Here is a 25,839-nt window from a genome sequence, read left to right as displayed (position 1 = left end):
GCCGGTCGCGACGTCCGGCGGTGCGGTCGCCCCCGGAGGACCGGCCCGGTGGGCGGCACGCCGGGCGGGGGCGGCACGCCGGCCGGCGTCACGGGTCTCGGCCGTCACCACCTCGGGATCGGTGGACGCGCGGGAGACTGTCGCCACCGGCACGCCGCACCGGCGCGCGAGGAACCATGTCAGGAGCGACCAGGAGATGACCGCGACCGAAGAGCGCGACCCCGGAGCCGGCGCCTTCCCCGCCGGTTTCGTCTGGGGGACGGCGACCTCCGCCTACCAGATCGAGGGAGCCGTCGACGAGGACGGCCGCGGCCCGTCGATCTGGGACGTCTTCTCCCGGACCCCGGGAGCGGTGGCGGCGGGGGAGTCCGGCGCCCCCGCCTGCGATCACTACCGGCGCTGGCCCGAGGACGTGGCACTCCTGGCCGGCCTCGGCGTCGGCGCCTACCGGCTGTCGGTGGCGTGGCCGCGGGTGTTCCCCGAGGGGGACGGCCGCGCCGACCGCCGAGGCCTCGACTTCTACCGCCGCCTGGTCGACGCGCTCCACGGACATGACATCGTGCCGTTCGTCACCCTCTACCACTGGGACCTGCCCCAGGCGCTGGAGGAGCGCGGTGGGTGGCGGGTGCGCGACACCGCCGAGCGCTTCGCCGACTACGCCGCGGCCGTCCACGAGGCGCTGGACGGCGTGCCGTACTGGATCACGCTGAACGAGCCGTACTGTTCCTCGATCGTCGGGTACGCCGAGGGCCGGCACGCGCCGGGTGCCCGCGAGGGGCACGGAGCCCTGGCCGCGGCGCACCACCTGCTCGTCGGGCACGGCCTGGCCGCCGGCCGGCTCCGCGAGCGCGCCCGGCAGGGCGAGCAGGTCGGCGTCACGCTCAACATGTCGCCGAGCGTGCCCGCCGGCCCGTCGGCCGAGGACGCGGCCGCCGCCCGCCGGATGGACCTGATGGTCAACCGGCAGTTCACCGAGCCGCTGCTCGGCGCCGCCTACCCCGAGGACATGTCCGAGGTCTACGGCGAGATCAGCGACTTCTCCTTCCGCCGGGACGGCGACCTCGCGCTCGTCTCGGCGCCGCTGGACTTCCTCGGGGTGAACTACTACTACCCGATCCACGCCGCCGCCGCGCCGTACACCCAGCCCGACCCGGCCTTGCGCTCGGCCTTCGACATCGGCGTGCGCACGGTGGCGCCGGACGGGCCGCCGACCAGCGGGCTCGGCTGGCGGATCGAGCCGCGCGGCCTGCGGGACACCCTCACCGGGCTCGCCGCGCGCCACCCGGGCCTGCCTCCGGTCTTCATCACCGAGAACGGGTACGGCGACCGGGGCGAGACCGACGACACCGGCCGTGTCGACTACCTGCGGGAGCACCTGGCCGCCACGGCCGAGGCCATCGCCGAGGGGGTGGACGTGCGCGGCTACTTCTGCTGGTCGCTGCTCGACAACTTCGAATGGGCCAGGGGCTACGACGCCCGGTTCGGCCTCGTGCACGTCGACTACGCCACCCAGGCCCGCACGCCCAAGGCCAGCTATCACTGGTACCGCGACTTCATCGGCGGCCACATGTGAGACCACCCGCGCCGCCGTTCAGCGAGCACTACGGGAGTTGGGTAAAGCGGGTTGCAACTCTGGGTAGTGGGTCGTACTCTCTCGGTTGTGGTATCACAGTGATACCACATTCGCCTACGATGGGAGGTATGGCTATGACGTTGCGGCTCTCCGACGAGCAGACCGAAGCCCTCCGGCGGCGTGCGGAGAGAGAAGGGCGGAGCATGCAGCAGGTCGCGTTGCACGCCATCGACGACTATCTCGCCAGGGTCGCCGACGACGACCTCACCGACGACCTCGCCGCGCGGGGGGCCGAGCGGTTCGCCGATCTCCTGAGAAGGCTTGGCGAGTGACGCTGTTCATCACCTTGGAACAGGGCCTCCGGATCGCACGAGCGGCCGTCGGCGGGCCGATCCAGGTGCGTGACCTGGGCCTCCTGGAAGCGGCACTGTTCCGTCCCCGGACGTCGGTGTTCGGGCGGGACGCCTATCCGGACCTGGTCACCAAGGCCGCGGCGCTGTTCCATTCGATCATTTCCAGCCATCCGTTCGTCGACGGCAACAAGCGGGCGGCGTGGCTCACGATGTACGTCTTCTGCGCCAAGAACGGTGTCACGATCGAACCCGCCGACGAGGATGAGGCCTACGATTTCGTCATCGCCGTCGCGTCGGGCAAGCTGACCGAGGTGGATGAGATCGCCGAAGCGCTCCGGGGCTTCGCCGTACCCCTCTAGATCGGATCGCGGCACCATCCGGACAGGCCCGTGGTGGTCGCTCCCGGCTCTGAGCGGCCGGCGCGAGCGATGCCGCGCATCGCCGCGACCGTGACCGTGGGGGCCGGGCGGAGGCGTCGGGGGCGTGCCGGCGATCGGCGTCGATCGCCGGACGGCGTGCCGGTTACTCTGGGGCACGTGAGCGATCCTCTGGTGGCGCGGATGCGCGAGTTCGGCACAACGATCTTCGCTGAGATGTCGGCGCTCGCCGTACGGACCGGCTCGATCAACCTGGGGCAGGGCTTCCCCGACACCGACGGGCCGGCGGCGATGCTCGAGCGGGCGGTGACGGCGATCCGCGACGGCTTCAACCAGTATCCGCCCGGCCCCGGCGTCCCCGAGCTGCGCCAGGCCGTCTCCGAGCACCGCAAGGACCACTACGGCCTGGCCTACGACCCCGACGGCGAGATCCTCGTCACGGTCGGGGCCACCGAGGCCGTCGCGGCCGCGATCCTGGCGCTGTGCGGTCCCGGCGACGAGGTGATCGCCTTCGAGCCGTACTACGACTCCTACGCCGCCTCCGTCGCCCTGGCCGGAGCCGTGCTCCGGCCGGTCACCTTGCGCCCGGTCGAGGGCCGCTTCACCTTCGACCCCGCGGAGCTGCGCGCCGCCGTCGGCCCGCGCACCAGGGCGATCCTGGTCAACTCCCCGCACAACCCCACCGGCACGGTCCTCACCCGCGCCGAGCTGGAGGAGATCGCCCTCCTGTGCCACGAGCACGACCTGATCGCCCTCACCGACGAGGTCTACGAGCACCTCACCTTCGACGGTGTCGAGCACATCCCCCTGGCCACCCTCCCCGGCATGCGCGAGCGCACCGTGATGATCTCCTCGGCGGGCAAGACCTTCTCGGTGACCGGCTGGAAGACCGGCTGGGTCTGCGCCCCGCCCGAGCTCGTCCGCGCCGTCCAGACCGTCAAGCAGTTCCTCACCTTCACCGCCGCCGCACCCTGGCAGCTCGCCGTCGCCCACGGCCTGCGCCACGAGCTCGGCTGGGTCTCCTCGCTCCGGGCCGACCTGCAGGCCAAGCGCGACCGCCTGACGGCCGGGCTCTCCGCGGCGGGCTTCGAGGTCTACCGCCCGGCCGGCACCTACTTCGTCCAGACCGACATCCGCCCCCTCGGCTTCACCGACGGTCTCGCCCTCACCCGCGAGCTGCCCTCCCTGGCGGGTGTGGTCGCCATCCCCACCCAGGTCTTCTACGCCCATCCCGAGCGCGGCAGCCACTTCGTCCGCTTCGCCTTCTGCAAGAAGGACGAGGTCATCGACGAGGCCGTGAGCCGCCTGACCAGGCTCGGAGAGGCCGGCACCGCCCCCGCCTGACCGGGCCCCGGACCTCCTCGCGCCTGCCCGCGCACGGGAGCCCGGCCGGTCCTACGCCGTCACCGCTGCCCTGGACCGGTGTGACCACCGGTGTCCCGCCAGGCGCCGGCCGTCGTGTCGCCACCTGAAAACAATCTCTTTCCGTGTATCTTCCGCCACGGAGAGTGATTGTCGCATGTGCTCACGAGAGCCGTGCGACGGTGGGGCGCGCCGAGGTGGAGGCGGGTTCATCCTCGGTGACGCCCGCCGCTCTCCGTTCCGTACCTCGTATAGGGAGAGCGATGCGACGAAAGTTCAGGATCCTGGCGCCCATGACGGCGGTCGCGCTCGGCTGCGCGATGCTCGTCTCCGGCCCGGCGAGCGCCTCGGCGACCGCTGCCACGGGACCCATCCGCACCCACCACAACTGGCGCTGCCTCGACGCCGACCTCAACACCATCGGGCCGAACGGCACGAAGGTGCAGCTGTGGAACTGCAACGGCTGGCCCAACCAGGCGTGGACCTACGACGTGCGCAGCCACACGATCCGCAGCAAGAGGAACGGCCGCTGTCTCGACGCCGATCTCAACACCATCGGGCCGAACGGCACGAAGGTGCAGCTGTGGGACTGCAACGGCTGGTCCAACCAGAAGTGGATCTACGATGCGGTCAGCCACACGATCTACAGCATGCACAACGGCCGCTGTCTCGACGCCGATCTCAACACCATCGGGTCGAACGGCACGAAGGTGCAGCTGTGGGACTGCAACGGCTGGTCCAACCAGAAGTGGAGCCTCTGACCGCCCGCCCGCCGCATCCGCGGAGCCCGTACCCGTGGAGTCCGTGCCCGTGAAGTCCGTGCCCGTGAAGTCCGTGCCCGTGAAGTCCGTGCCCGTGGAGTCCGTGCCCGTGAACGGCTGAGACCGGGGGGCGTCCACCGGGACGGCCCCCGGGGGCTTCACGCGCGCGATCGCCCCGGAGCCTCGCCCGGCCGCCGTCCCCATGTGATCACGAGGTGACCCGGACCGGGAGGCGCTTGGCGCGGATCGCGCCGCGGACGGCCCTGGCGAGCTGGGCGTATTCGGGGGCTCGGGCGGAGCTCGCACGGTAGGCCAGGCCGATGGTGCGGCCGGGGGCCGGGGCCTGGAAGCGGCGCAGCGCCAGCCGCACCCGCTTGCCCGTCTCCACCGGGACGGCCGACTCCGGGAGCAGGGTCACGCCGAGGCCGCCGGCGACGAGCTGGACCAGGGTGGGGAGGCTGGTGGCGTAGGTTGCCGCGGTGGCGCGGGCGCCGACCTCGCGGCAGACGTCGATGGCCTGCTCGCGCAGGCAGTGCCCCTGGTTGAGCAGCACGATGTCCAGCCCCTTGAGCACGTCCCGGTCCAGTGGCCCGTCCGCCTCCGCCAGGGGGTGGTCGGAGGGGAAGGCGAGCAGGAAGTCCTCGTCGTAGAGGGGCTCCTCGACCAGGCCGGTCGTCTCCGTCGGCAGCGCCAGCAGCACCAGGTCGAGGCGGCCCTCGCGCACCTCCTCCAGGATGGTCTCGGTCTTGGCCTCGTGCACGGTCAGCTTGAGCCGCGGGAACCGTCGCGAGAACATCGGCAGCAGCGCGGGAAGGACGTAGGGGGCCACCGTGGGGATCACTCCCAGGTGTGCCGGGCCGTGGAAGGGCTCCCGGCTGTGGGCCACCTCGCCCATCAGGTCCTCCACCGCCTTGAGCACCCGCGCGGCGTGCACCGCCATCCGGTCGCCCGCAGGCGTGAGCAGGACCTTCCTGGTGGTCCGCTCCAGTAACTGAGTGTGCAAAGTCTCCTCCAGGGCCGACACCGCACTCGACAAAGCGGGCTGGCTCATCCGGAGCGAGACGGCCGCCTCCCTGAAGTGGAGGTGATCGGCGACCGCGAGGAATGCCCGCAGCTGAGCCAGGGTGGGGGTGGGCTCATTGATAGGAAACACCTCTCAGATTGGTCCGACTGCTCGATTTCTCTGATCAATGCTAGATGCGGCAGGGTAGGCCCCGACAACGACGTCCTCTTCAAAGGAGATCCGGACTTGCTCACCGTCGGTGACCGCTTCCCTGAGTTCGAACTGACCGCCTGCGTCTCCCTGGACGCGGACAGCGCATTCGCCGAGATCAACCACAAGTCCTACGAGGGCAAGTGGAAGATCTACTTCGCATGGCCGAAGGACTTCACCTTCGTCTGCCCGACCGAGATCGCCGAGTTCGGCCGTCTGGAGGGCGAGTTCGCCGACCGCGACGCTCAGGTCCTGGGTTTCTCCGTCGACTCGGAGTACGTCCACCACGCCTGGCGCAAGGACCACCCGGACCTGCGCGACCTGCCCTTCCCGATGCTGTCGGACATCAAGCGCGAGCTCTGCACCGAGCTGGGCATCCTCGGCGCCGACGGTGTCGCCCAGCGCGCCACCTTCATCGTGGACCCCAACAACGAGATCCAGTTCGTCATGGTGACCGCGGGCTCCGTCGGCCGCAACGTCAAGGAGGTCCTCCGGGTCCTCGACGCGCTCCAGTCGGACGAGCTCTGCCCGTGTAACTGGAACAAGGGCGACAAGGGCCTCGACGACAAGAAGCTGATGGCCGGATGAGCGTCGACGCCCTGAAGAACGCCCTTCCGGCGTACGCCAAGGACATCAAGCTCAACCTGGGGTCGGTCGTGACGACGTCGTCGCTGACCGACCAGCAGCTCTGGGGCGCGGTCCTGGCCTGCGCGCTGGCCACCAAGTCGGCCCGCGTGATCGCCGAGGTCTCCGCCGAGGCGGCCGGCAACCTGTCGGACGAGGCCTTCCAGGCGGCCAAGGGCGCCAACGCCATCATGGCGATGAACAACGTCTACTACCGGTCGGTCCATCTGATCGGCGACGAGACGTACTCCACCATGCCGGCCAAGCTCCGCATGACGATCATCGGCAACCCGGGTGTCGACAAGGTCGACTTCGAGCTCTGGTGTCTCGCGGTGTCGGCGATCAACGGCTGTGGCCGCTGCCTGGAGTCCCACGAGCAGGTGCTGCGCCAGTCGGGCATGCCCCGCGAGCAGATCCAGGAAGCCCTGCGGATCGCCGCGGCGATCAACGCCGTGGCGGCCACGCTTGAGGCGGAGGCGGCTCTGCTCACGGTCTGAGCCTCCGACGGGTCTGCGAGGGCGGCTCTGCTCACGGTCTGAGCCTCCGAGTCACTGGTCTGCGAGTCTTGGGGCTCCGGGTCTCTGAGGTGCTGAGCCTGCCGGGCTCTCCGGCGACGGGCGGGTGTTCCACGGAACACCCGCCCGTCCGCGTGTCGTGCCCCGGCGCGCGGGGCGGCCCTCTTCCTCCGCGTGGCTCCGGGGCGCGTGCGCCCACCCCGCCCGGCCGGCCGTCGCGGCGCCCGCGAGGTACGGCCGCAGGCCCGCGGGCGCCGCGGGCGGAACAGAAGTGCCCGGGACCGGCGGAGAGGGCCGGGCCCGGGCACTGCGAGGGATGGTCCTATTCGGCCCGGACCGGGGGAGCGGTCGGGTCGGCGGGGGTGGCGGGGGTGGTCTGGGCCGAGCGGAGCGGGATCTCCTTCAGCATCAGGGTGGCCACCGCGGCCAGGACGGCGATGGGCACGCCCACCAGGAAGACCATGTGGATGGCCCGGGTGAAGGCCTCCAGGACCACCTCCAGCACCGGGGCGGGCAGGTGGCGGATGGCGTCGGGGGAGCCGAGGCTGGGGGTCGCGCCGCCGGTGAGGGGCAGGTGGGCGGCCTTGGCCAGGGAGATCAGCTCCGCGCTGAGCCGGTTGGACAGGATGGCGCCGAAGGCCGCCACGCCGACCGCGCCGCCCAGGGAGCGGAAGAAGGCCACACCCGAGGTGGTGGAGGCCAGGTCGGCGCGGGTCACGGCGTTCTGCGCGGCCAGGATCAGGATCTGCATGGAGGCGCCGAGGCCGATGCCCAGCACCGCGATGTCGAGGCCGACGACCACCAGCGAGCTGTCGACGTGCAGCCGGGAGAGCAGGAACAGGCCGAGCGCGACCAGCAGCATGCCTGCGACGGGGAAGATCTTCCACCGGCCGGTCTGGCTGACGAAGCGGCCGACCAGGATCGAGGAGACGAGCAGGCCGAGCACCATGGGCAGGGTCATCAGGCCGGAGCCGGTGGGGCTCATGCCCTTGACGATCTGCAGGTACTGCGGGAGGAACATCAGCGCGCCGAACATCGCCGCGCCGACCAGCAGGGATGCGACGCTGGTGAGCACGAAGGTGTGGTTGCGGAACAGCCGCGGAGGCAGGATGGGGTCGGCGGCCCGGCGTTCGGCGACGACGGCGAGGCCGAACATCACCAGGCTGAGCGCGCCCAGGCCGTAGGTCCACGCGGAGTTCCAGTCGAACTCCTTGCCGCCCAGGGACAGCAGCAGCATCAGCGCGGTGGTTCCGCCGGTGATGAAGGTGGCGCCCCACCAGTCGACCTTGGTGTCGTGGCGGACGAGCGGCAGCTTGAGCACCTTCTGGATGACGACGAACGCGACCACGGCCAGCGGCACGCAGATCCAGAACGTCCAGCGCCAGGACATGTTGTCGACGATGAATCCGCCCAGCAGCGGGCCGGCGACGGTGGAGACGCCGAAGACCGCACCCATGTAGCCGGAGTAGCGGCCACGCTCGCGGGGCTCGACCACGTCGCCCAGGATGATCTGCGGCAGCGCGGCGAGTCCGCCGGCGCCGATGCCCTGCACGGCCCGGGCCGCGATGAGCTGGCCCATGTCCTGGGAGAAGCCCGCGGCGATGGAGGAGACCGCGAAGACGACCAGGGAGACCTGGAACATGAACTTGCGGCCGTAGAGGTCCGACAGCTTGCCCCAGAGCGGGGTGGAGGCCGTCATGGTGAGCAGGGTCGCGCTGGCCACCCAGGCCAGCTGGTCCTGACCGCCGAGCGTGCCCACGATCGTCGGCAGCGCGGTTCCCACCACGGACGTCGCGATCATCGACGTCAGCATGGCGAGCATCAGTCCGGCCAAGATCTCCAGCACCTGCTTGTGCGTGAAGCGCGGTGCGGCCTCGGCCTGGGCCTGTTGTTCGGTCAGCATGAAGCATCCCCCAATGTGTGTACGATACATGTGAAGTTAGTAGACGCTTGTTTACTGGTCAAATCTGGAAGGATCGGAAGGGTGGATGAGGTACGGCAGCGCGACCGGGAGGGCACCCGGCGCCGCATTCTCGACGCCGCCCGCCGGCTGTTCACCGAGCTGGGCTACGACCAGGTGACGATGCGGCTGATCTCCGCGGAGGCGGACGCCAACGTCGCGCTGATCAACCGCTACTTCGGCTCCAAGCGGGAGCTGTTCGCCGAGGTGCTCGCCATGCAGGGCCGCTTCCCCGGCGTGCTGGACGTCCCCGAGGGAGAGCTGCCCCGGCGCCTGGCGGAGTACGTCGCCGAACGCCTCCGCTCGGACCGGGGGAGCCCGGTCATGGCGGCGCTCATCCGGTCGGCGTCCTGCTCGGAGACCCACGGGCTCATCCGGGACCGGGTCAGCTCGGCGATCCTGGAGCCGCTGGCCGCACGGCTGCCCGGACCGGAAGCGATCTTCCGCGCGACCATCGCCACCGCGCTCATCACCGGCGCCGGCACCCTGAGCCAGCTCTACGGCTCGGACGCGCTCGAGGCGCCCGACCAGGAGACCGTGGTCAGGCGGCTCACCGCGGTCTTCGAGGCCTGCCTCAGGGCGTGATCGCCTCCTGCCGGGAGGTTCCCGTGCCGGAGGCCTTGACGATCCGGCAGGCCGTACCCGGCACGTGGTCGACCTGCAGGGTGGTGTGGTCGATGTGGAAGCGCTCGTGGAGCAGCTCGGCGAGCTCGCGGCGGATCCGGTGGCAGTCGCCGCCGGTCTTGACGATCACGTGCGCGGACAGCGCGGGGAAGCCGCTGGTCACGGTCCACACGTGCAGGTCCTCCACACCGGTGACGTCACCGTGGGCGGTGATCGCGGCGCTCACCTCGGCGGGATGCACGCCGGGGGGCGCGGCCTCGAACAGGATGCGCCCGGCGTCGCGCAGCAGGCCGTAGGCGGACCTGGCCATCAGCGCCGCGACGACCAGGGCGGCGATCGCGTCCGCCCGGCCCCAGCCGGTGAGCCAGACGACCGCGCCCGCGATCGCGGTGGCGATGAAGGCGTACATGTCGTTGAGGATGTGCTGGAAGGCGCCCTCCACGTTGAGGCTGCTCCGGTCGGCCCTGGCGATGAGCCAGGCGGCGACCGCGTTGACCGCGATCCCGGCCAGGGCCGTGCCGAAGACCAGCAGCCCCTTGACCTCGGGCGGTTCGATGAGCCGGCGCACGCCCTCGTAGACGAAGTAGACGACGAGCAGCACGAACGTCAGCCCGTTGATCGCCGCCGACAGGATCTCGGCGCGCTTCCAGCCGAAGGTGTAGGCGCCGCGGGCGGGACGGGCGGCCATGCTCATCGCGATCAGGGCGAGCGCGATGGAGGCGGCGTCGGTGAGCATGTGCCCGGCGTCGGAGATCAGCGCGATGGAGTTGGCGATGACGCCGATGACGACCTCGGCCGCCATGAAGACGACCAGAAGGACGAGCGCCGCCGCCAGGTAGCGGCGGTCGGAGTCCGCGCCGTGCCCGTGCCCATGCCCGTGCCCATGCCCGTGTCCGTGACCCATCACAAGATCCATCCTACTAACACTTGAACAGTTGCTCAGATGTTAAGCAAGGTAAGCCTAACAGGGCAACATCCCGCTCTGTGCCGACACGGATTGAAGGGATAATTCGCTGGGGGCAAAATACTAACTTTCCGCATAAAACCGAGCGGTAGCTTGTGCGGCGCAGGCCTGGGACCGGCTGATCTTTCCTCCTATGTTGGGTTGTCTTGCCGTCACGGGAGATGACCAGATGTCCTTTGTGGAGCGGGTGCGCGCGCAGGCCGACCGATGTGGGCACGAACGGTCGTACACCTTCGTGGAGGACCGCAGGGGCGAGCTCACCGAGAGCCGCCTGACCTTCGCCGAGATCGACACGCGGGCCCGGTCCACGGGAGCATGGCTGGCCGGGCGGCGGGCGGCGGACCAGACGGCGCTGCTGCTCTACCCCGCCGGACTGGAGTTCCTGACCGCCTTCCTCGGCTGCCTGTACTCCCGCGTGATCGCGGTGCCCTCGCCGCTGCCGCAGACCGACCCGCGCGCGCTGGAGCGGGCGGAGGGGATCATCAAGGACGCCGACGTACGGTTCGTGCTCACCGACTCGGCCAACCAGGCCATGCTCACCCGGTGGCTGCGCGACGTCGGCCTGGACGGCGCGGTCGAGTGCGTGGCCACCGACACCCTGGACCTGCCCGGCCCCGACGAGTGGGCGATGCCGGAGATCGGGCCGGACACGCTCGCCTACATGCAGTACACCTCCGGCTCCACGAGCGAGCCGCGCGGCGTCATGCTCACCCACGCCAACCTGCTCCACAACGAGGAGGAGATCTGGCGGGCGATCGGCTCGCCGGAGGAGGGCGTGGGGGTCGGCTGGCTGCCGCACTACCACGACATGGGCCTGATCGGCATGCTGCTCCAGCCGATCTACGCGGGCGGCGACCTGTACTTCGCCTCGCCGATCGCCTTCGTCATGCGCCCCGCGCTCTGGATGGAGATGATCAGCCGCTACCGGGCCGGATACACCGTCGCGCCGAACTTCGCCTACGAGTGGTGTGCCGGCCGGGTCACCGACGGGCAGGTGGCCGGCCTCGACCTGTCGAGCCTGCGGTTCGCGCTCAACGGGGCCGAACCGGTCCGCACCGGCACGCTGCGCGCCATGACCGGGCGCTTCGGGGCCGCCGGTTTCAGCGAGAAGGCCTGGGCCCCGGCGTACGGCATGGCCGAGGCCACCCTGGTGGTCACCGCCACCCCGCTGGGGCACGGGCCGCTGATCCGCCGGTTCGACACCGGCGCGCTGGAGCGGCACGAGGCGGTCCCCGCGCCGGACGGCGTGGAACTGGTCGGCTGCGGGCGGCCGATCAGCATGACCGTGCGGATCGTCGACCCCGAGACCCACGCGGTCCTGCCGGACGGGAGCGTCGCCGAGATCTGGGTGCGCGGCGCGAGCGTCGCGCGGGGCTACTGGCAGCGCGCGGAGGCCAGCCGCGACGCCTTCGGCGGGCGCACCGCCGACGGCGACGGGCCGTTCCTGCGGACCGGGGACCTCGGCTTCATGCTCGACGGGGAGCTCTACGTCACCGGCCGGAGCAAGGACGTCGTCATCGTCAACGGGCGCAACCTCTACCCGCAGGACCTGGAGGAGGCGGCCCGGGAGGCGCACCCGTCGCTGGGCGCCGCGGCGGCCTTCGGGGTCGAGGCGGGGGGCGAGCACGTGGTGCTCGTCCAGGAGGTCCGCCGGCAGCGTCTGGGCGGCGCCTCCGCCGGAGAGGTCGCCCGCCTGGTCCAGGGAGAGCTCGCCCGCCTGTTCGGCCTGCCGTCGATGAGCGTCGTGCTGGTCGAGCGCGGCGGGGTCGGCAAGACCACCAGCGGCAAGGTCCAGCGCTCCCGCACCCGCGACCTGCTGCTGGGTGGGTCGCTGCCCGTCGTCCACGCCGAGCTCACGGCGGCGGTCGCCGCGCGGGCCGAACAGGCCGGGCCCGGCGCGCCGGCCGCGCATGCCGTACCGGCCGCACACGCCGTACCAGCCGCGCAGGCCGTACCGGCCGCGCGCGCCGTAGCAGAAGCCGTAGCAGAAGGAGCGTGAGCATGTCCGCCGACGCCGGGATCGCCACCGACCTGGACGCCATTCGGGGCTGGCTGCGGGCCCAGGTGGCCTCGTACGTGGTGCGCGCCCCCGAGGAGATCGACCCGCTGGTGCCGATCGCCCAGTACGGCATGGACTCGGTCTACTCGCTCAGCCTGTGCGGCGACATCGAGGCGGAGTACGGGCTGGAGATCGAGCCGACCCTCGCCTGGGAGCATCCGACGGTCGCGGCCATGGCGGACCACCTCCGGGGACGGTTGAGCGCGGGCTGATGACCGCTCTGCTGTGCGGCCGGCGCACGAAATGGGTGGTGCTGGTCATCTGGCTGGGCATCATCGGGACGGCCGCCTCCTTCGCCGGGCGGCTGGAGTCGGTGCAGAAGGACGACATCGCCGCCTACCTCCCCGAGAACGCCGACTCCGCGCGGGCGGTCAAGCGCATCCTCGGCATGCAGGGGGAGAACCTCTCCCCGGCGACGATCGTCTACGAGCGGCGTGAGGGCGTCACCACGGCCGACCGGGACGAGATCGCCCGGGACATGAAGGAGTTCGCCGGGATCGACGGGGTGGTGGCGGAGCTGCCCACGCCGACCGGGGGCAAGACCTTCGGGCGGGCGGAGTTCGACAGGGAGCTCAAGCCGTACCGGGACGCCAGGGGGAGGCTGCCCGAGCAGCTGCAGGTGGTCGAGCGGAAGCTCCAGATGCCCAGGCTGACCAAGACGATCAAGCTGATCGCCGCGCAGCGGTCCAAGGACGGCCAGGCCGTCCAGGTCGTGGTCATCGTCAGGGACCGGGGCGGCCGGGAGACGGCCGAGGTCGTCGAGCGGGTGCGCCGGGTCGTCGACGCGGGCCGCCCCGCCGGGCTGGCCGCGCACATCACGGGCATGGTCGGGTTCCAGGCCGACGCGCTCGCGGTGTTCTCGACCGTGGACACCAACCTGCTGCTGGCCGCGATGGGCGTGGCGGTGGTGGTGCTGCTGATCACCTATCGCAGCGTGCTCCTCTGGCTGTTCCCGCTGAGCGTCGTGCTGGTGGGACTGGTCGTCGCGATGGGGGTCAACTACCTGCTCGCCGCCGCCGAGGTGATCACGGTCAGCAGCGTGGCGGTCTCGCTGCTCATGGTCCTGGTGATCGGCGCGGGGACCGACTACGCGCTGCTGCTCATCGCCCGCTACCGGGAGGAGTTGGGCAGGCACGAGGACCGGCACGAGGCGATGGCGGTGGCGCTGCGCCGGGCCGGGCCGGCGGTGCTGGCGAGCGCGGCGACCGTGGTGGCCGGGCTGCTCTGCCTGCTGGTGGCCGACCTCAACTCCACCAAGGGGCTCGGGCCGGTCTCGGCGGTCGGCGTGGCCGGCGTGATGCTCGCCATGATGACGCTGCTGCCCGCCGTGATGGTCGTCTTCGGGCGGTGGGTGTTCTGGCCGCTCATCCCGCGCTGCCGGTCCTCGGAGCGGCCGGACCACGCGCCGGGGGGCGGAAGGGAGGCCGGGGCGGGCCGGTCCGGCGGGCGTGGCCCGGTGCGGCCGTCCGGTGCGGCCGGGGAGCCGCCTGCCGACGCCGGAATCTGGGGAGCTTTAGGCCGAAAAATCGCGAAAAATCCTCGGCTGGTGTGGGTGGTCACCGTCATCGGGCTGGGCGTATGCGCGTCCGGGCTGGCCTCCTACAAGGCGGGCGGGCTGGGCAACGCCGACGTGTTCCTCGGCCGGCCGGACTCGGTCGTCGGGCAGGAGGCCGCCGCGAGGCACTTCCCGTCCGGCGCGGCCGACCCGGTCCAGGTGGTCACCACCGAGCAGTACGTCAGGGACGTGATCGTGGACACCGCCCAGCGGCCCGAGGTCACCGCGATCTCGCTGGGCGCGGCCGGGAACGGCGACATCCTGCTCAACGTGAGCGTGCGCGCCGGCGACGGCGAGGAGTCCGAGCAGCAGGAGGTGCTCGCCCTGCGCGACCGGCTGCGGGCGGTGGCCGCCCCGGACGTCAACGTCGGCGGGAACGTGGCGCTCGTCGCCGATCTGGAGCGGGGCGCGCAGCGGGACCGCGCACTGATCATCCCGCTGGTGCTGCTGGTGGTCTTCGCGGTGCTGGCCCTGCTGCTGCGCTCGCTCGTCGCGCCGCTGCTGCTGCTGGCGACCGTCGTGGTGTCGTTCCTGGCGACGCTGGGGATCAGCTCGCTGGCCTTCACCCACCTGTTCGGCTTCGCCGGGGTCGACCAGGGGTTCGTCCTGCTGGTCTTCGTGTTCCTGGTGGCGCTCGGGGTGGACTACAACATCTTCCTGATGCACCGGGTGCGGGAGGAGGCGCACCGGCACAGCACCGCGCACAGCGCGATCCTCGGCCTCGGCGCGACCGGCGGCGTGATCACCTCGGCCGGGGTCGTGCTCGCGGGCACCTTCGCGGTGCTCGTGGTGCTGCCGCTGACGCAGACCGTGCAGATCGCCTTCGCGGTGGCGGTGGGCGTGCTGCTCGACACGATGATCGTCCGCTCGGTGCTCGTCACCGCGCTGACCCTGGACGTCGGCGACGCCGTCTGGTGGCCGAGCCGGCTGGCGAGAGGGCTGTCCTGGTGGCACCGCGCGGGGCGGCCGGTCCGGCGGCCGGACCCCCGGGTGCGGCCCCAGGTCCTGCTCCGGCCCCGTGGACTGGTACGGCCGCGCGTCATGCTCAGATCCAGCCGGGTCGTCTTGATGAAAGGCGAAAAAATGGGCGGTTAGTTTAGCGGGAAATGACAAATTCCATTATTGCGATATAGATCACACCTGTGGTTTACTGCCAGGTAACAAACGTGGGGCAGATCGTCGCACACAATGCGTTTCTACCCCTCTGAGGTGCTGATACGCACCCATCAGGCATTTCTTCGGCCAAGGTGGAAAGCGTGGCGACGGTGCTTATCCCGGGTTCCTTCCTGCCATTGTCCGCAGCGCAGAGTGGAATGTGGCACGCTCAGCGGATCGCCCCTGAGGACCCGATCCATATCGCCCAGTACATTGAGATCTCGGGGCCGGTGGACCCGGTGCTCTTCGCCTCGGCCGTCCGCCTGGCGGCCCGGGAGGTCGACGCGATCCATGTCCGGATCGTCGAGGGCGGGCAGATCGTCGAGGAGCGGGAGCCCGCCTGTCCCTTCCTCGACCTCGGAGACGAGCGGGCCGCCCTGGAGTGGATGCGGGCCCAGCTCGCCTCCCCCCTGGGGGAGGGCTCGCTGCTGGCCACCGCCCTGCTGCGGGTCGCCGACGACCGCTACCTCTGGTACCTCCGCTGCCATCACGTGATCATGGACGGCTACAGCGGGCCGATGATCGCCCAGCGCCTGGCGGAGGTCTACACCGCGCTGGCCGAGGGCCGCGACCCCGACCCCGGCGGCCTCGGGTCACTGGCCACCCTGCTGGAGGAGGACGCCGCCTACCGGGCCTCCGACCGCTTCGAGGCCGACCGCCGCCACTGGCTGGGCAAACTCGCCGACCTGCCCGCCGTACCCGCCCTCTCCTCCGGCACGGCCGTCGCCACCTCGCGCTTCCACCGGTGGAGCGCGATGCTGGGGGAGCGTGACGCCGCCGCGTTGACGGAAGGGGCGCTCTCCCACGGGACGGCCGTGTCCGGGCTCATGATCGCCGCGGTCGCGGCCTTCGTCGGCCGCCTCACCGGGGCCCAGGAGGTGGTCCTCGGGCTGGCGGTCACCGCCCGGACCACGCCGACCGCCCGGCGCACCCCCGGCATGGTCTCCAACGTGCTCCCGCTCCGCCTGGCCGTACGGCCGCAGACGACCTTCGGGGAGCTCGTCGGGCAGGTCACCCGGGAGGTCGGGCGGCTGCTGGTGCACCAGCGCTACCGGTACGAGGACCTGCGCCGGGAGGTGCGCGGGCGGCTGTTCGGGCCGGTCGTCAACATCATGCGCTTCGACTACGACCTGAAGTTCGCCGGTCACGCCGCCACCGCGCACCCGCTGTCCACCGGGCCGATCGAGGACCTGTCGATCAACCTCTACGACGGCTCCGACGGGCGCGGCGTCCGCATCGACTTCGACGGCCACCCCGAGCTGTACGGCGAGGCCGAGCTGGCCGACCACCACGACCGGTTCCTGCGCTGCCTGGCCCAGATCGCCCAGGCCAGCCCGGACCTGCGCGTCGGCGCGATCGACCTGCTCGACGAGGCCGAGCGGGCGCTCCTCGGCGACTGGGGCGGCGCGCCGCGCGAGGTGCCGGACGGCACCGCCGTCACCCTGTTCGAGGAGCAGGTACGGCGGCGCCCCGAGGCCGTGGCCGTCGTGGCCGGGGACACCGAGGTCACCTACGCCGAGCTGAACGTCCGGGCCAACCGGCTGGCGCACCATCTCATCGCCCGGGGCGCCGGACCCGACCGCTACGTCGGGCTGTCGGTGCCCCGCTCGCTCGACATGGTCGTCGCGTTCCTGGCGATCCTGAAGTCCGGTGCCGCCTACCTGCCGCTGGACCCCGACTACCCGCGGGACCGCCTCGCGGTGATGCTCGCCGACGCCGCGCCGCCGATCGTGGTCACCTGTGCGGCGGCCGGGCTCCTCCCGCCGCCCGGGGCGGACACGGTGGACGCCCGGACCGGAGAGAGCCTCGCCGGAGCCGGAGCCGGAGCCGGAGCCGGAGCCGGAGCCGGCGACGGAGGCGGAAGCGGCGACGGAGGCGGGGCCGGGAGGGCGGGCACCCGGATCGAGGACGGTCTCTCCGGCGCGGAAGTCGTCATGATGGACACCTGGACCGGGGACGGCCTCCCCGGTTCCGATCCGGTGACCGCGCTGCTGCCCGGCCACCCGGCCTACGTCGTCTTCACCTCCGGCTCGACCGGCCTGCCCAAGGGCGTGCTGGTCACCCACGCGGGCCTGCCGGGTTACGCGCGGACCGAGATCGACCGGTACGCGGTGACCGAGGACAGCCGGGTGCTCCAGTTCGCCTCGATCGGGTTCGACGGGGCGGTGCTGGAGTGGCTGATGGCCTTCTCCTCGGGGGCGGCGCTCGTACTGGCCCCCGCCGGCGTCTACGGCGGGGAGCCGCTCGGCCGCTTCCTCGCCGAGACGCGCGTCACCCACGCCTTCATCACCCCGGCCGCGCTGGCGACGATCCCGGAGCGGCCGCTCCCCGACCTGCGGACGCTGCTCGTGGGCGGCGAAGCCTGCCGCCCCGAGCTGGTCCGCCGCTGGTCCGCCGGCCGTCGGATGATCAATGTGTACGGACCGACCGAGACCACGGTCGTGGTCGCCACCAGCGACCCGCTGACCTCTCCCGACGACACCCCGATCGGCCGCCCGGTCTACGACACCCGCCTGCACGTCCTGGACCCCGGCCTGCGCCCGGTCCCGCCCGGCACGGCCGGCGAGCTGTACGTCGCGGGCCCGAGCGTGGCCCGGGGCTACCTCAACCGGCCCGGTCTGACGGCCGAGCGGTTCGTCGCCGATCCGACCGGGGCCGGCGGGCGGATGTACCGCACCGGAGACCTGGTCCGGTGGGGGGCCGACGGCCAGCTCCAGTACCTGGACCGGGCCGACCGGCAGGTCAAGGTGCGCGGCTTCCGGATCGAACTGGGAGAGATCGAGAGCGTGCTCGCCGGTCACCCCGGCGTCGGCCAGGCGGCCGTGCTGGCCCGCGACGACCAGCCCGGGGACCGGCGCCTGGTCGCCTACGTCACCGGTACGGCGGACGCCGACGAGCTGCGGCGGCATGCCCGGCGGGCCCTGCCCGACTACATGGTCCCGGCCGCGATCGTGGTGCTGGACGCGATGCCGCTGACCGCCAACGGCAAGCTGGACCGGCGGGCACTGCCCGCGCCGGAGCGGGAGACCTCCGGCCGGGAGCCCGCGACGGATCGGGAACGGCTGCTGTGCGCGCTGTTCGCCGAGGTGCTGGGGGTGGAGCGGGTCGGCGCCGACGACGGCTTCTTCGACCTGGGCGGCGACAGCATCCTCGCGATCCGGCTCGTGGCCCGCGCCCGCGAGGCCGGGCTGGGACTCACGCCCAAGCACGTCTTCCAGCACCGGAGCCCGGAGGCTCTCGCGCTCGTCGCGCACGAGGCCGTGGAGACGGTCGTCACCGGCGACGACGGCGTGGGAGCCGTCCCGGCCACCCCGATCATGGCCTGGCTGGCGGAGCGGGGCGGGCCGATCGACGGGTTCAACCAGACGGTGGTCCTGCGGGTCCCCCCGGGGCTTGGCCTGGATCATCTGATCGTCGCGGTGCAGGCCGTGCTGGACTGTCATGACGTGCTGCGGTTGAGGGTGGCCGGGCCGGGGGTGTCGGGGCTGGAGGTGATGGCGCGCGGGGTGGTCCGGGCGGTGGAGCACGTGCGCCGGGTCGAGGTCGCCGGGGAGGTGGAGGAGGCGGTCGCCGGGCAGGTCGAGTTGCTGCGGTGCGGGTTGGATCCGGTGGCGGGCAGGATGGTTGGCGTCGCGTGGCTGGATGCCGGGCCGGAGGTCTCCGGCAGGCTCGTGCTCACCGTCCATCATCTGGCGGTCGACGGTGTGTCGTGGCGGATCCTGCTGCCGGATCTGTTCGCCGCCTGGGAGGCGGCGGTTCAAGGGAAGGCTCCGGTGCTGGCCCCGGTCCCGACCTCCTTCCGGACCTGGGCCCACCGCCTGCGGGACGAGGCCCGCGACCGAGGCGAGGCCCGCGACGGGGGCGACGCTCATGACAGGACCGCCGAACTCGACCGCTGGACCGAGATCCTCGACGGCCCCGCCGGGGACGGGAGCGCGACTCCCCGGTGGTGGGGGACGTGGGGGGAACGGCGCGAGACGGTCGTGGAGCTTCCGGCCGAGGTGACGAGGCCGCTGCTCGGCAAGGTCCCCGGGGCGTTCCACGGACGGGCCGACGACGTGCTGCTCGCGGGGCTCGCGGCGGCTGTCGCCAGATGGAGCGGGGACCGGTCGGTCCTGATCGACCTGGAGGGGCACGGCCGGGAGGACGTCTTCGCCGGAGTGGACCTGTCCAGGACCGTCGGCTGGTTCACCGCCATGTATCCGGTCCGGATCGACGCCGGCCCGGTCGACTGGAGCGACCTCAGGAACGGGGGCCAGAGCGTGGCCCAGGCCGTCAAACGGGTCAAGGAGCAGCTCCGTGCCCTGCCCGACTCCCTGAGCTACGGCCTGCTCCGCTATCTCAACCCCGGCACGGCGCCCGTCCTGGCCGCCCTGCCCCGGCCCGAGATCGGCTTCAACTACCTCGGCCGGATCACGACCTCGGGCCAGGACTGGGAACCGGCGACGGACGGGCCGTCCGGCGGGCTGTCCGGCGGCCAGGACGCCGGCGCCCCGCTCAGGCACGGCATCGAGATCAATGCGGTCGCCCTCGGCGACACCCTCCGCGTCACCTGGACCTGGTCGCCGCACCACTACACCGAGGACCGGATCGTCGAGCTGGCCACCGCCTGGTCGGAGGCGCTGACCGGCATCTCCCGGCACACCGGAGGCGGCCTCACCCCCTCCGACGTCACCGCCCGGCTCACCCAGGACGACCTCGACGGCTTCGGCCCGGACCTCCAGGACGCCTGGCCGCTCGCCCCCCTCCAGCGGGGTCTGTTCTTCCACTCCATGCTGGCCGTGGACGTCTACACCGCCCAGCTCGTGCTGGACCTCACCGGCCCCCTCGACGCCGCCAGGCTCAGAACCGCCGCCGAACGCCTGGTCCGCAGGCACCCCGGCCTGCGCGCCTCCTTCGAGTTCCGCGACGGACCCGTCCAGCTCGTGCACCGCCGGGTCGAGGTCCCCTGGCGGGAGGTCGCCACCGCCGACGCCGCCGGGGTGGCCGCCGAGGAGCGGGCGCACCGCTTCGACCTCTCCAGGCCGCCGCTGCTGAGGTTCGCCCTGGTACGGCTCGCGCCCGGCAGGCACCAGCTGATCCTCACCAACCATCACATCCTGCTCGACGGCTGGTCCACCCCGCTGCTGGCCGCCGAGCTGTTCGCCCTCTACACCGGGGACGAGCCTTCCGCGGCCCCGCCGTACAAGGGGTATCTGGAGTGGCTGGCCCGCCAGGACCACGCGGCGGCGACGGCGGCCTGGGACCGGGCCCTGGACGGCCTGGACGATCCCACGCTGGTCGCCCCGCACGCCCCCGCCGACCCGGTGCCGCCCGGCCGCGTCACCGCCGAGCTCGCCGACGGCCCGACCCGGGCGCTCACCACGCTGGCCCGCACCCACTCCACCACGCTGAACACGGTCATGCAGGCCGCCTTCGGGCTGCTGCTCGCCCAGCTCACCGGCGGCGACGACGTCGTCTTCGGCGGCACCGTCTCCGGCCGCCCGCCCGAGCTGCCCGGCGTCGAGCGGATGGTGGGCCTGTTCATCAACACGCTGCCGGTCCGGGTACGGCTCCGCCCGGCCGAACCGGTGGGAGACCTGCTCCGCAGGCTCCGCGACGAGCAGGCCGAGCTGCTGGCCCACCACCACCTCGGGCTGAGCGAGATCCGGCGCGGCGTCCTGTTCGACACGCTGCTGGTGATGGAGAACTACCCCCTGGACCCGCGCACCACGATCGGGGATCTCCGGCTGACCTCGGCGGACGTGGCCGACGCGACCCACTATCCGATCACGCTGCTGGTCATCCCGGGGGAGCGGCTCCGCTTCCGGCTGCAGTACCGGCCCGACGTGTTCACCGAGGAGGAGGCCGAGGGGCTGCTGGACCGGTTCCGGCACCTGCTCACCACGCTGGCCGCCGCGCCGGACACCCCCGTCGGCCGCCTCGGCGGTCTCTTCCGCGACGAGCGGGAGCTGCTCCTGCGCGAATGGAACGATACGGCGGCGGCCGTACCCGAGGTGACGCTGGCCGGGCTGTTCGAGGAACAGGTCGCGCGGACCCCGGACGCGACGGCGCTGGTGTCCGAGGGCGTGGAGCTGAGCTACGCCGCGTTCAACGCGCGGGCGAACCGGCTGGCGCGGCTGCTGGCCGAGCACGAGGCCGGGCCCGAGCGGGTGGTGGCGCTGATGCTGCCCCGGTCGCCGGACCTGCTGGTCGCGATGTACGCCGTGGTCAAGGCGGGCGCCGCCTACCTGCCGATCGATCCCGGCCTCCCGGCCGGGAGGATCGCGTCGATGCTCGACGACGCGCGCCCGGTCCTCGTCATCGACCACGACTGGCTGGCCGGCGCGGACGTGTCCGGATGTTCGGCGGAGAACCTGGAGGTACGGCCGGCGCCGGACAACCCCGCCTACGTGATCTACACCTCGGGCTCGACCGGACGGCCCAAGGGCGTCGTGGTCTCCCACCGGTCGATCGTCAACCGCCTGCTGTGGGCGCAGTCCCGGTACGGCCTGCGCGCCGACGACCGGGTCCTGCAGAAGACACCCGCCGGGTTCGACGTGTCGGTCTGGGAGTTCTTCTGGCCGCTCCAGACCGGCGCCGCCCTGGTGATCGCCCGGCCCGGCGGCCACCGGGACCCGGCCTACCTCGCCGGGCTGATCGACGCCGAACGCGTCACGACCGTCCACTTCGTCCCGTCCATGCTCGCCGTCTTCCTCGCCGCCTCGGACGGCCCGGCGCCGGCCTCCCTCCGGCGGGTCATCTGCAGCGGCGAGGCGCTCCCGCCGGAGGTCGCCGACCAGGCGGTCGCGCGGCTGGGCGTCCCGGTGCACAACCTCTACGGCCCGACCGAGGCCGCGGTGGACGTCACCTACTGGGAGCACCGCCCCGATCCGGACGGCGGGTCCGTCCCGATCGGCCGCCCGGTCTGGAACACCCGCGTCTACGTGCTGGATCCGTGGTTGCGGCCGGTTCCGGTGGGAGTGGCCGGGGAGCTTTACCTGGCCGGGGTGCAGCTGGCGCGGGGGTATCTGGGGCGTGGCGGGTTGACGGCGGAGCGGTTCGTGGCGTGTCCGTTCGGGGGTCCGGGGGAGCGGATGTACCGGACGGGTGATGTGGTCCGGTGGCGTGCCGATGGGGGGTTGGACTACGTCGGTCGTGCTGATTTCCAGGTGAAGGTGCGGGGGTTCCGGATCGAGTTGGGTGAGGTGGAGGCGGTGCTGGCCCGGCATGGGTCGGTGTCGGGGGTGGCGGTGGTGGTGCGTGAGGACCGGCCGGGGGATCGGCGGCTGGTCGCGTACGTGGTGCCCGCTCCGGCGGGTCCGGTCGAGGGGGACATGCTCGCTGTTCCGGCGAGGCGGGCCGGGGGAGAAGCGGTTGCCGCTCCGGTGGGGCGGGTCGTGCCGGCGGAGGTGGACGCGGCGGAGTTGCGGCGGTGGGTGGGGGAGGTGTTGCCGGAGTACATGGTGCCGTCGGTGGTGGTGGTGCTGGATGTGTTGCCGGTGACGCGGAACGGGAAGTTGGATCGGGCGGCGTTGCCGGTGCCGGAGGTGTCGGTGGGGTCGGGGCGGGGGCCGCGGTCGGTGGTGGAGGAGGTGTTGTGTGGGGTGTTTGCGGAGGTTTTGGGGTTTGACGGTGTGGTGGGGGTGGATGATTCGTTTTTTGATTTGGGTGGGGATTCGCTGCTGGTGATGCGGTTGGTGAGTCGGGTTCGGTCGGTGTTGTCGGTGGAGTTGCCGGTGCGGGTGGTGTTTGAGGCGTCGTCGGTGGCGGCGTTGGCGGTGTGGGTGGGGGGTGTTTCGGGGGGTGTGCGGCCTGGGGTGGGGCGGGTTGTGCGTTCGGGGGTGGTGCCGTTGTCGTTTTCGCAGCGGCGGTTGTGGTTTTTGAATCGGTTGGAGCCGTTGTCGGCGGTTTATAACTTGCCGGTGGTGTTGCGGTTGTCGGGTGGGGTGGATGTGGGGGTGTTGCGGGGGGCGTTGGGTGATGTGGTGGGTCGGCATGAGAGTTTGCGGACGGTGTTTCCTGAGGTGGGTGGGGTGGCGTGCCAGCGGATCCTCGACCCCGCCGAACCGGCGCTGGAGCACGTGCACCTTGAGGAGGCCGAGCTCGCGGACGCTCTGCTCGCCTCCGTGGGCCGGGGATTCGATCTCGCCGTTGAGCCGCCGCTCCGCGCGACGCTGTTCACCCTGGGCCCCGACGAGCATGTGATCGCCCTGGTGTTGCATCACATCGCGGGGGACGGTTGGTCGATGGCTCCGCTGGCGCGTGATGTGATCACCGCTTATGAGGCGCGGTCTCGTGGGCGGGTGGCGTCGTGGGCGCCGTTGCCGGTGCAGTACGCCGATTATGCGGTGTGGCAGCGGGAGTTGCTGGGGGAGGAGTCGGATCCGGGGAGTCTGGTCAGCCGTCAGGTGGGGTTCTGGCGTGCGGCGCTGGCGGGGTTGCCGGATGAGATCGCGTTGCCGGTGGACCGGCCCCGGCCCGCCGTCGCCTCCTACCGGGGCGGGTCGGTCCCCGTGTCCATTGGCGTGGAGGAGGTTCGCCGCCTGAGGGCGCTGGCGCGGGAGGAGAACGCGAGCCTGTTCATGGTGGTGCAGGCGGCGTTGGCGGCGTTGCTGACCCGGTTGGGTGCGGGCACGGATGTGCCGATCGGGTCGGTGGTGGCGGGCCGGGTGGATGAGGCGCTGGACGATCTGGTGGGCATGTTCGTCAACACGTTGGTGCTGCGGACCGACACCGGGGGTGATCCGGGTTTCCGTGAGCTGGTGGGCCGGGTGCGGGAGGTGGATCTGGCGGCTTATGCGCATCAGGATCTTCCGTTCGAGCGGTTGGTGGAGATCGTCAGTCCGGCCCGTTCGATGGCCCGCCACCCCCTCTTCCAGGTGGCCCTGACCTTCCAGAACAACCCCGCCGCGGAGCTCGAACTCGACGGGCTGTCGATCCGGCCGGAGCCGGTGGAAGCCGGCGTCGCGAAGTTCGACCTGCTGATGTCCCTGACCGAGACGGCCGGAGAGCTGACGGGGACCCTCGAATACGCCACCGACCTGTTCGACCCGGAGACCGCCGAGGGGATCGTGTCGAGGTTCCTCCGTCTCGTCCGGGCCGTGACCGCCGATCCCGACGTCTCCCTCAGCGCGATCGACATCCTCGACGCCCGTGAACGCCACACCATCCTCCGCGACTGGGCCGGCACCGGCTCGTCCCCCGGGGTCCCCTCGACGATCGCCGAGGAGTTCGAGGCGCAGGTGGCGCGGTCGCCGCATGCGGTGGCGGTGGTGGGGTCGGGGGTGGAGCTGTCGTATGGGGAGTTGGATGCGCGTGCGGGGGCGTTGGCGCGGGTGTTGGTGGGGTTGGGGGTGGGTCCGGAGCGGTTCGTGGCGTTGGTGGTGCCGCGTTCGGTGGAGTTGGTGGTGGCGGTGGTGGCGGTGGTGAAGGCGGGGGGTGCGTATGTGCCGATCGATCCGGGTTATCCGGCGGATCGGATCGCACACATCGTGCGGGACGCCCGCCCGGTGCTGGCTGTCACCGTCCCGGGGAGCGAGGGGCTGCTCCCGGCCGGCCTGCCGAGGGTCGTGCTGGACGGCTCCGTCATCACCGCTGTTCCCGACGCCGCTGTGGCCGGTGGCGAGGTGGGGCGGTTGGTGCCTGCGCATCCGGCGTATGTGATCTTCACGTCGGGGTCGACGGGGCGGCCGAAGGGGGTGGTGGTCCCGCATGGGAATGTGACGCGGTTGCTGGCCTCGACGGAGGGGTGGTTCGGTTTCGACGAGACGGATGTGTGGACGTTGTTCCACTCGTATGCGTTCGATTTTTCGGTGTGGGAGTTGTGGGGGGCGTTGTTGTATGGCGGGCGGTTGGTGGTGGTGCCGTTTGAGGTGAGTCGGTCGCCGGGGGAGTTCGTGGCGTTGGTGGCCGAGTGTGGGGTGACGGTGCTGAATCAGACGCCGTCGGCGTTTTACCAGTTCATGCGGGCTGAGCGGGAGCGTGCGGGGGTGGAGCTGTCGCTGCGGTGTGTGATCTTCGGCGGCGAGGCCCTTGATCCGGGACGCCTGGACGACTGGTACGGCCGCCATCCCGAGACCGCGCCGGTGCTGGTGAACATGTACGGCATCACCGAGACCACGGTGCACGTCACCTATGCCGCGCTGGATCGGGAGGCGGCGGTGAGCGGGGTGGGAAGCGTCATCGGCGTGGGCATTCCCGATCTGCGGGTGTATGTGCTGGATGAGTTTTTGTGTCCGGTGCCGCCTGGGGTGGTGGGGGAGTTGTATGTGGCGGGGGCGGGGGTGGCGCGGGGGTATGTGGGCCGGGCGGGGTTGACGGCGGAGCGGTTCGTGGCTGATCCGTTCGGGGTCGGTGGTGGGCGGATGTATCGGTCGGGGGATCTGGCGCGGTGGGATCGTGCGGGGCGGTTGGAGTTTCTGGGGCGGGTGGATCAGCAGGTGAAGATCCGGGGGTTCCGGATCGAGTTGGGTGAGGTGGAGGGGGTGTTGGTGGGGCATCCCGCTGGTGGCGGATGCCGCGGTGGTGGTGCGGGAGGACCGGCCGGGGGACCGGCGCCTGGTCGCCTACGTGGTCGGCACGGCCACCCCCGACGCGCTCCGCGCATGGGCCAGGGAGGCACTGCCGGATTACATGGTTCCGGCGGCGGTGGTGGTGCTGGAGGCGCTGCCGCTGACGGCCAACGGCAAGCTGGACCGGCGGGCCCTGCCCGTCCCGGAGATCACCTCCTCCGGGCGGGAACCCTCCACACCGCGCGAGGCGC

The 25,839-nt window shown here is 71.6% G+C and carries 14 protein-coding genes and 3 pseudogenes; 13 read left to right on the top strand and 4 right to left on the bottom strand.

The genetic code is table 11. The features are described 5' to 3' along the window. Positions 1–196: 196 nt before the first annotated feature. From SROS_RS31745 to SROS_RS31725, 5 genes are all read left to right on the top strand, one after another. Positions 197–1,573, top strand: a complete 1,377-nt coding sequence (locus tag SROS_RS31745) for a GH1 family beta-glucosidase (protein WP_012893019.1) — start codon at positions 197–199, stop codon at positions 1,571–1,573. Positions 1,574–1,701: 128 nt separating this feature from the next. Then, entirely contained in the window at positions 1,702–1,905 is a 204-nt protein-coding gene (locus tag SROS_RS31740) for a FitA-like ribbon-helix-helix domain-containing protein (RefSeq protein WP_030923635.1), read from the top strand. Then, a complete protein-coding gene (locus SROS_RS31735; protein ID WP_012893017.1) occupies positions 1,902–2,285 on the top strand; it encodes a type II toxin-antitoxin system death-on-curing family toxin in 384 nt (127 codons plus the stop codon). Before SROS_RS31740 ends, SROS_RS31735 begins: the two co-directional genes overlap by 4 nt. Before the next feature lie 177 nt (positions 2,286–2,462). Continuing rightward, positions 2,463–3,647, top strand: a complete 1,185-nt coding sequence (locus SROS_RS31730; protein ID WP_012893016.1) for a pyridoxal phosphate-dependent aminotransferase — start codon at positions 2,463–2,465, stop codon at positions 3,645–3,647. A 281-nt stretch (positions 3,648–3,928) separates the two neighbouring features. Further along, complete coding sequence (locus SROS_RS31725; RefSeq protein WP_012893015.1) at positions 3,929–4,426, top strand: RICIN domain-containing protein; 498 nt, start codon at positions 3,929–3,931, stop codon at positions 4,424–4,426. A 48-nt stretch (positions 4,427–4,474) separates the two neighbouring features. On the opposite strand, the pseudogene SROS_RS54575 reads toward SROS_RS31725, so the two are convergent. Both SROS_RS54575 and SROS_RS31720 read right to left on the bottom strand, forming a co-directional pair. Continuing rightward, positions 4,475–4,630, bottom strand: a pseudogene (locus tag SROS_RS54575) (pentapeptide repeat-containing protein); the annotation flags it as partial. 4 nt (positions 4,631–4,634) lie between these two features. Next, positions 4,635–5,579 (bottom strand): hydrogen peroxide-inducible genes activator, encoded by a 945-nt coding sequence (locus SROS_RS31720; protein ID WP_012893014.1) that lies wholly within the window; start codon positions 5,577–5,579, stop codon positions 4,635–4,637. Positions 5,580–5,675: 96 nt separating this feature from the next. On the opposite strand from SROS_RS31720, the gene SROS_RS31715 reads away from it, so the two are divergent. Together SROS_RS31715 and ahpD are read left to right on the top strand one after the other, a co-directional pair. Next, positions 5,676–6,227 carry a peroxiredoxin gene (locus tag SROS_RS31715; protein WP_012893013.1) on the top strand — a complete coding sequence of 184 codons (552 nt, stop codon included), beginning with the start codon at positions 5,676–5,678 and terminating at the stop codon, positions 6,225–6,227. Further along, positions 6,224–6,760: an alkylhydroperoxidase, AhpD family gene (gene ahpD / locus SROS_RS31710; RefSeq protein WP_012893012.1), complete on the top strand. Its 537-nt coding sequence runs from the start codon at positions 6,224–6,226 to the stop codon at positions 6,758–6,760. The genes SROS_RS31715 and ahpD overlap by 4 nt, the downstream gene beginning before the upstream one ends. A 340-nt stretch (positions 6,761–7,100) precedes the next feature. Here ahpD and SROS_RS31705 read toward each other — a convergent pair whose 3' ends face one another. After that, the gene (locus SROS_RS31705; protein ID WP_012893011.1) at positions 7,101–8,681 is read right to left on the bottom strand and encodes an MDR family MFS transporter; all 1,581 of its coding nucleotides are present in this window, start codon (positions 8,679–8,681) and stop codon (positions 7,101–7,103) included. Positions 8,682–8,762: 81 nt separating this feature from the next. Here SROS_RS31705 and SROS_RS31700 point away from each other — a divergent pair, with 81 nt between their 5' ends. Then, positions 8,763–9,323: a TetR/AcrR family transcriptional regulator gene (locus tag SROS_RS31700; RefSeq protein WP_012893010.1), complete on the top strand. Its 561-nt coding sequence runs from the start codon at positions 8,763–8,765 to the stop codon at positions 9,321–9,323. Here SROS_RS31700 and SROS_RS31695 read toward each other — a convergent pair. Then, positions 9,313–10,266, bottom strand: a complete 954-nt coding sequence (locus SROS_RS31695) for a cation diffusion facilitator family transporter (protein ID WP_012893009.1) — start codon at positions 10,264–10,266, stop codon at positions 9,313–9,315. The genes SROS_RS31700 and SROS_RS31695 overlap by 11 nt on opposite strands. Positions 10,267–10,495: 229 nt before the next feature. Here SROS_RS31695 and SROS_RS31690 point away from each other — a divergent pair, with 229 nt between their 5' ends. The 5 genes and pseudogenes from SROS_RS31690 to SROS_RS54235 all read left to right on the top strand — a co-directional run. Beyond that, a complete protein-coding gene (locus SROS_RS31690; RefSeq protein ID WP_012893008.1) occupies positions 10,496–12,325 on the top strand; it encodes a fatty acyl-AMP ligase in 1,830 nt (609 codons plus the stop codon). 2 nt (positions 12,326–12,327) lie between these two features. Further along, entirely contained in the window at positions 12,328–12,597 is a 270-nt protein-coding gene (locus SROS_RS31685; RefSeq protein WP_012893007.1) for an acyl carrier protein, read from the top strand. Beyond that, positions 12,597–15,035: an MMPL family transporter gene (locus SROS_RS31680; protein WP_012893006.1), complete on the top strand. Its 2,439-nt coding sequence runs from the start codon at positions 12,597–12,599 to the stop codon at positions 15,033–15,035. The genes SROS_RS31685 and SROS_RS31680 overlap by 1 nt, the downstream gene beginning before the upstream one ends. Before the next feature lie 152 nt (positions 15,036–15,187). Then, positions 15,188–25,519, top strand: a pseudogene (locus tag SROS_RS53365) (amino acid adenylation domain-containing protein); the annotation flags it as partial. A gap of 28 nt (positions 25,520–25,547) precedes the next feature. Continuing rightward, positions 25,548–25,706, top strand: a pseudogene (locus SROS_RS54235) (AMP-binding enzyme); the annotation flags it as partial. Positions 25,707–25,839 lie beyond the last annotated feature (133 nt).

The organism is Streptosporangium roseum DSM 43021 (assembly GCF_000024865.1).
Lineage (GTDB): Bacteria > Actinomycetota > Actinomycetes > Streptosporangiales > Streptosporangiaceae > Streptosporangium > Streptosporangium roseum.
The sequence above is the reverse complement of the archived record's forward strand: the minus strand, read 5'-3'. Positions and strand labels throughout refer to the sequence as shown.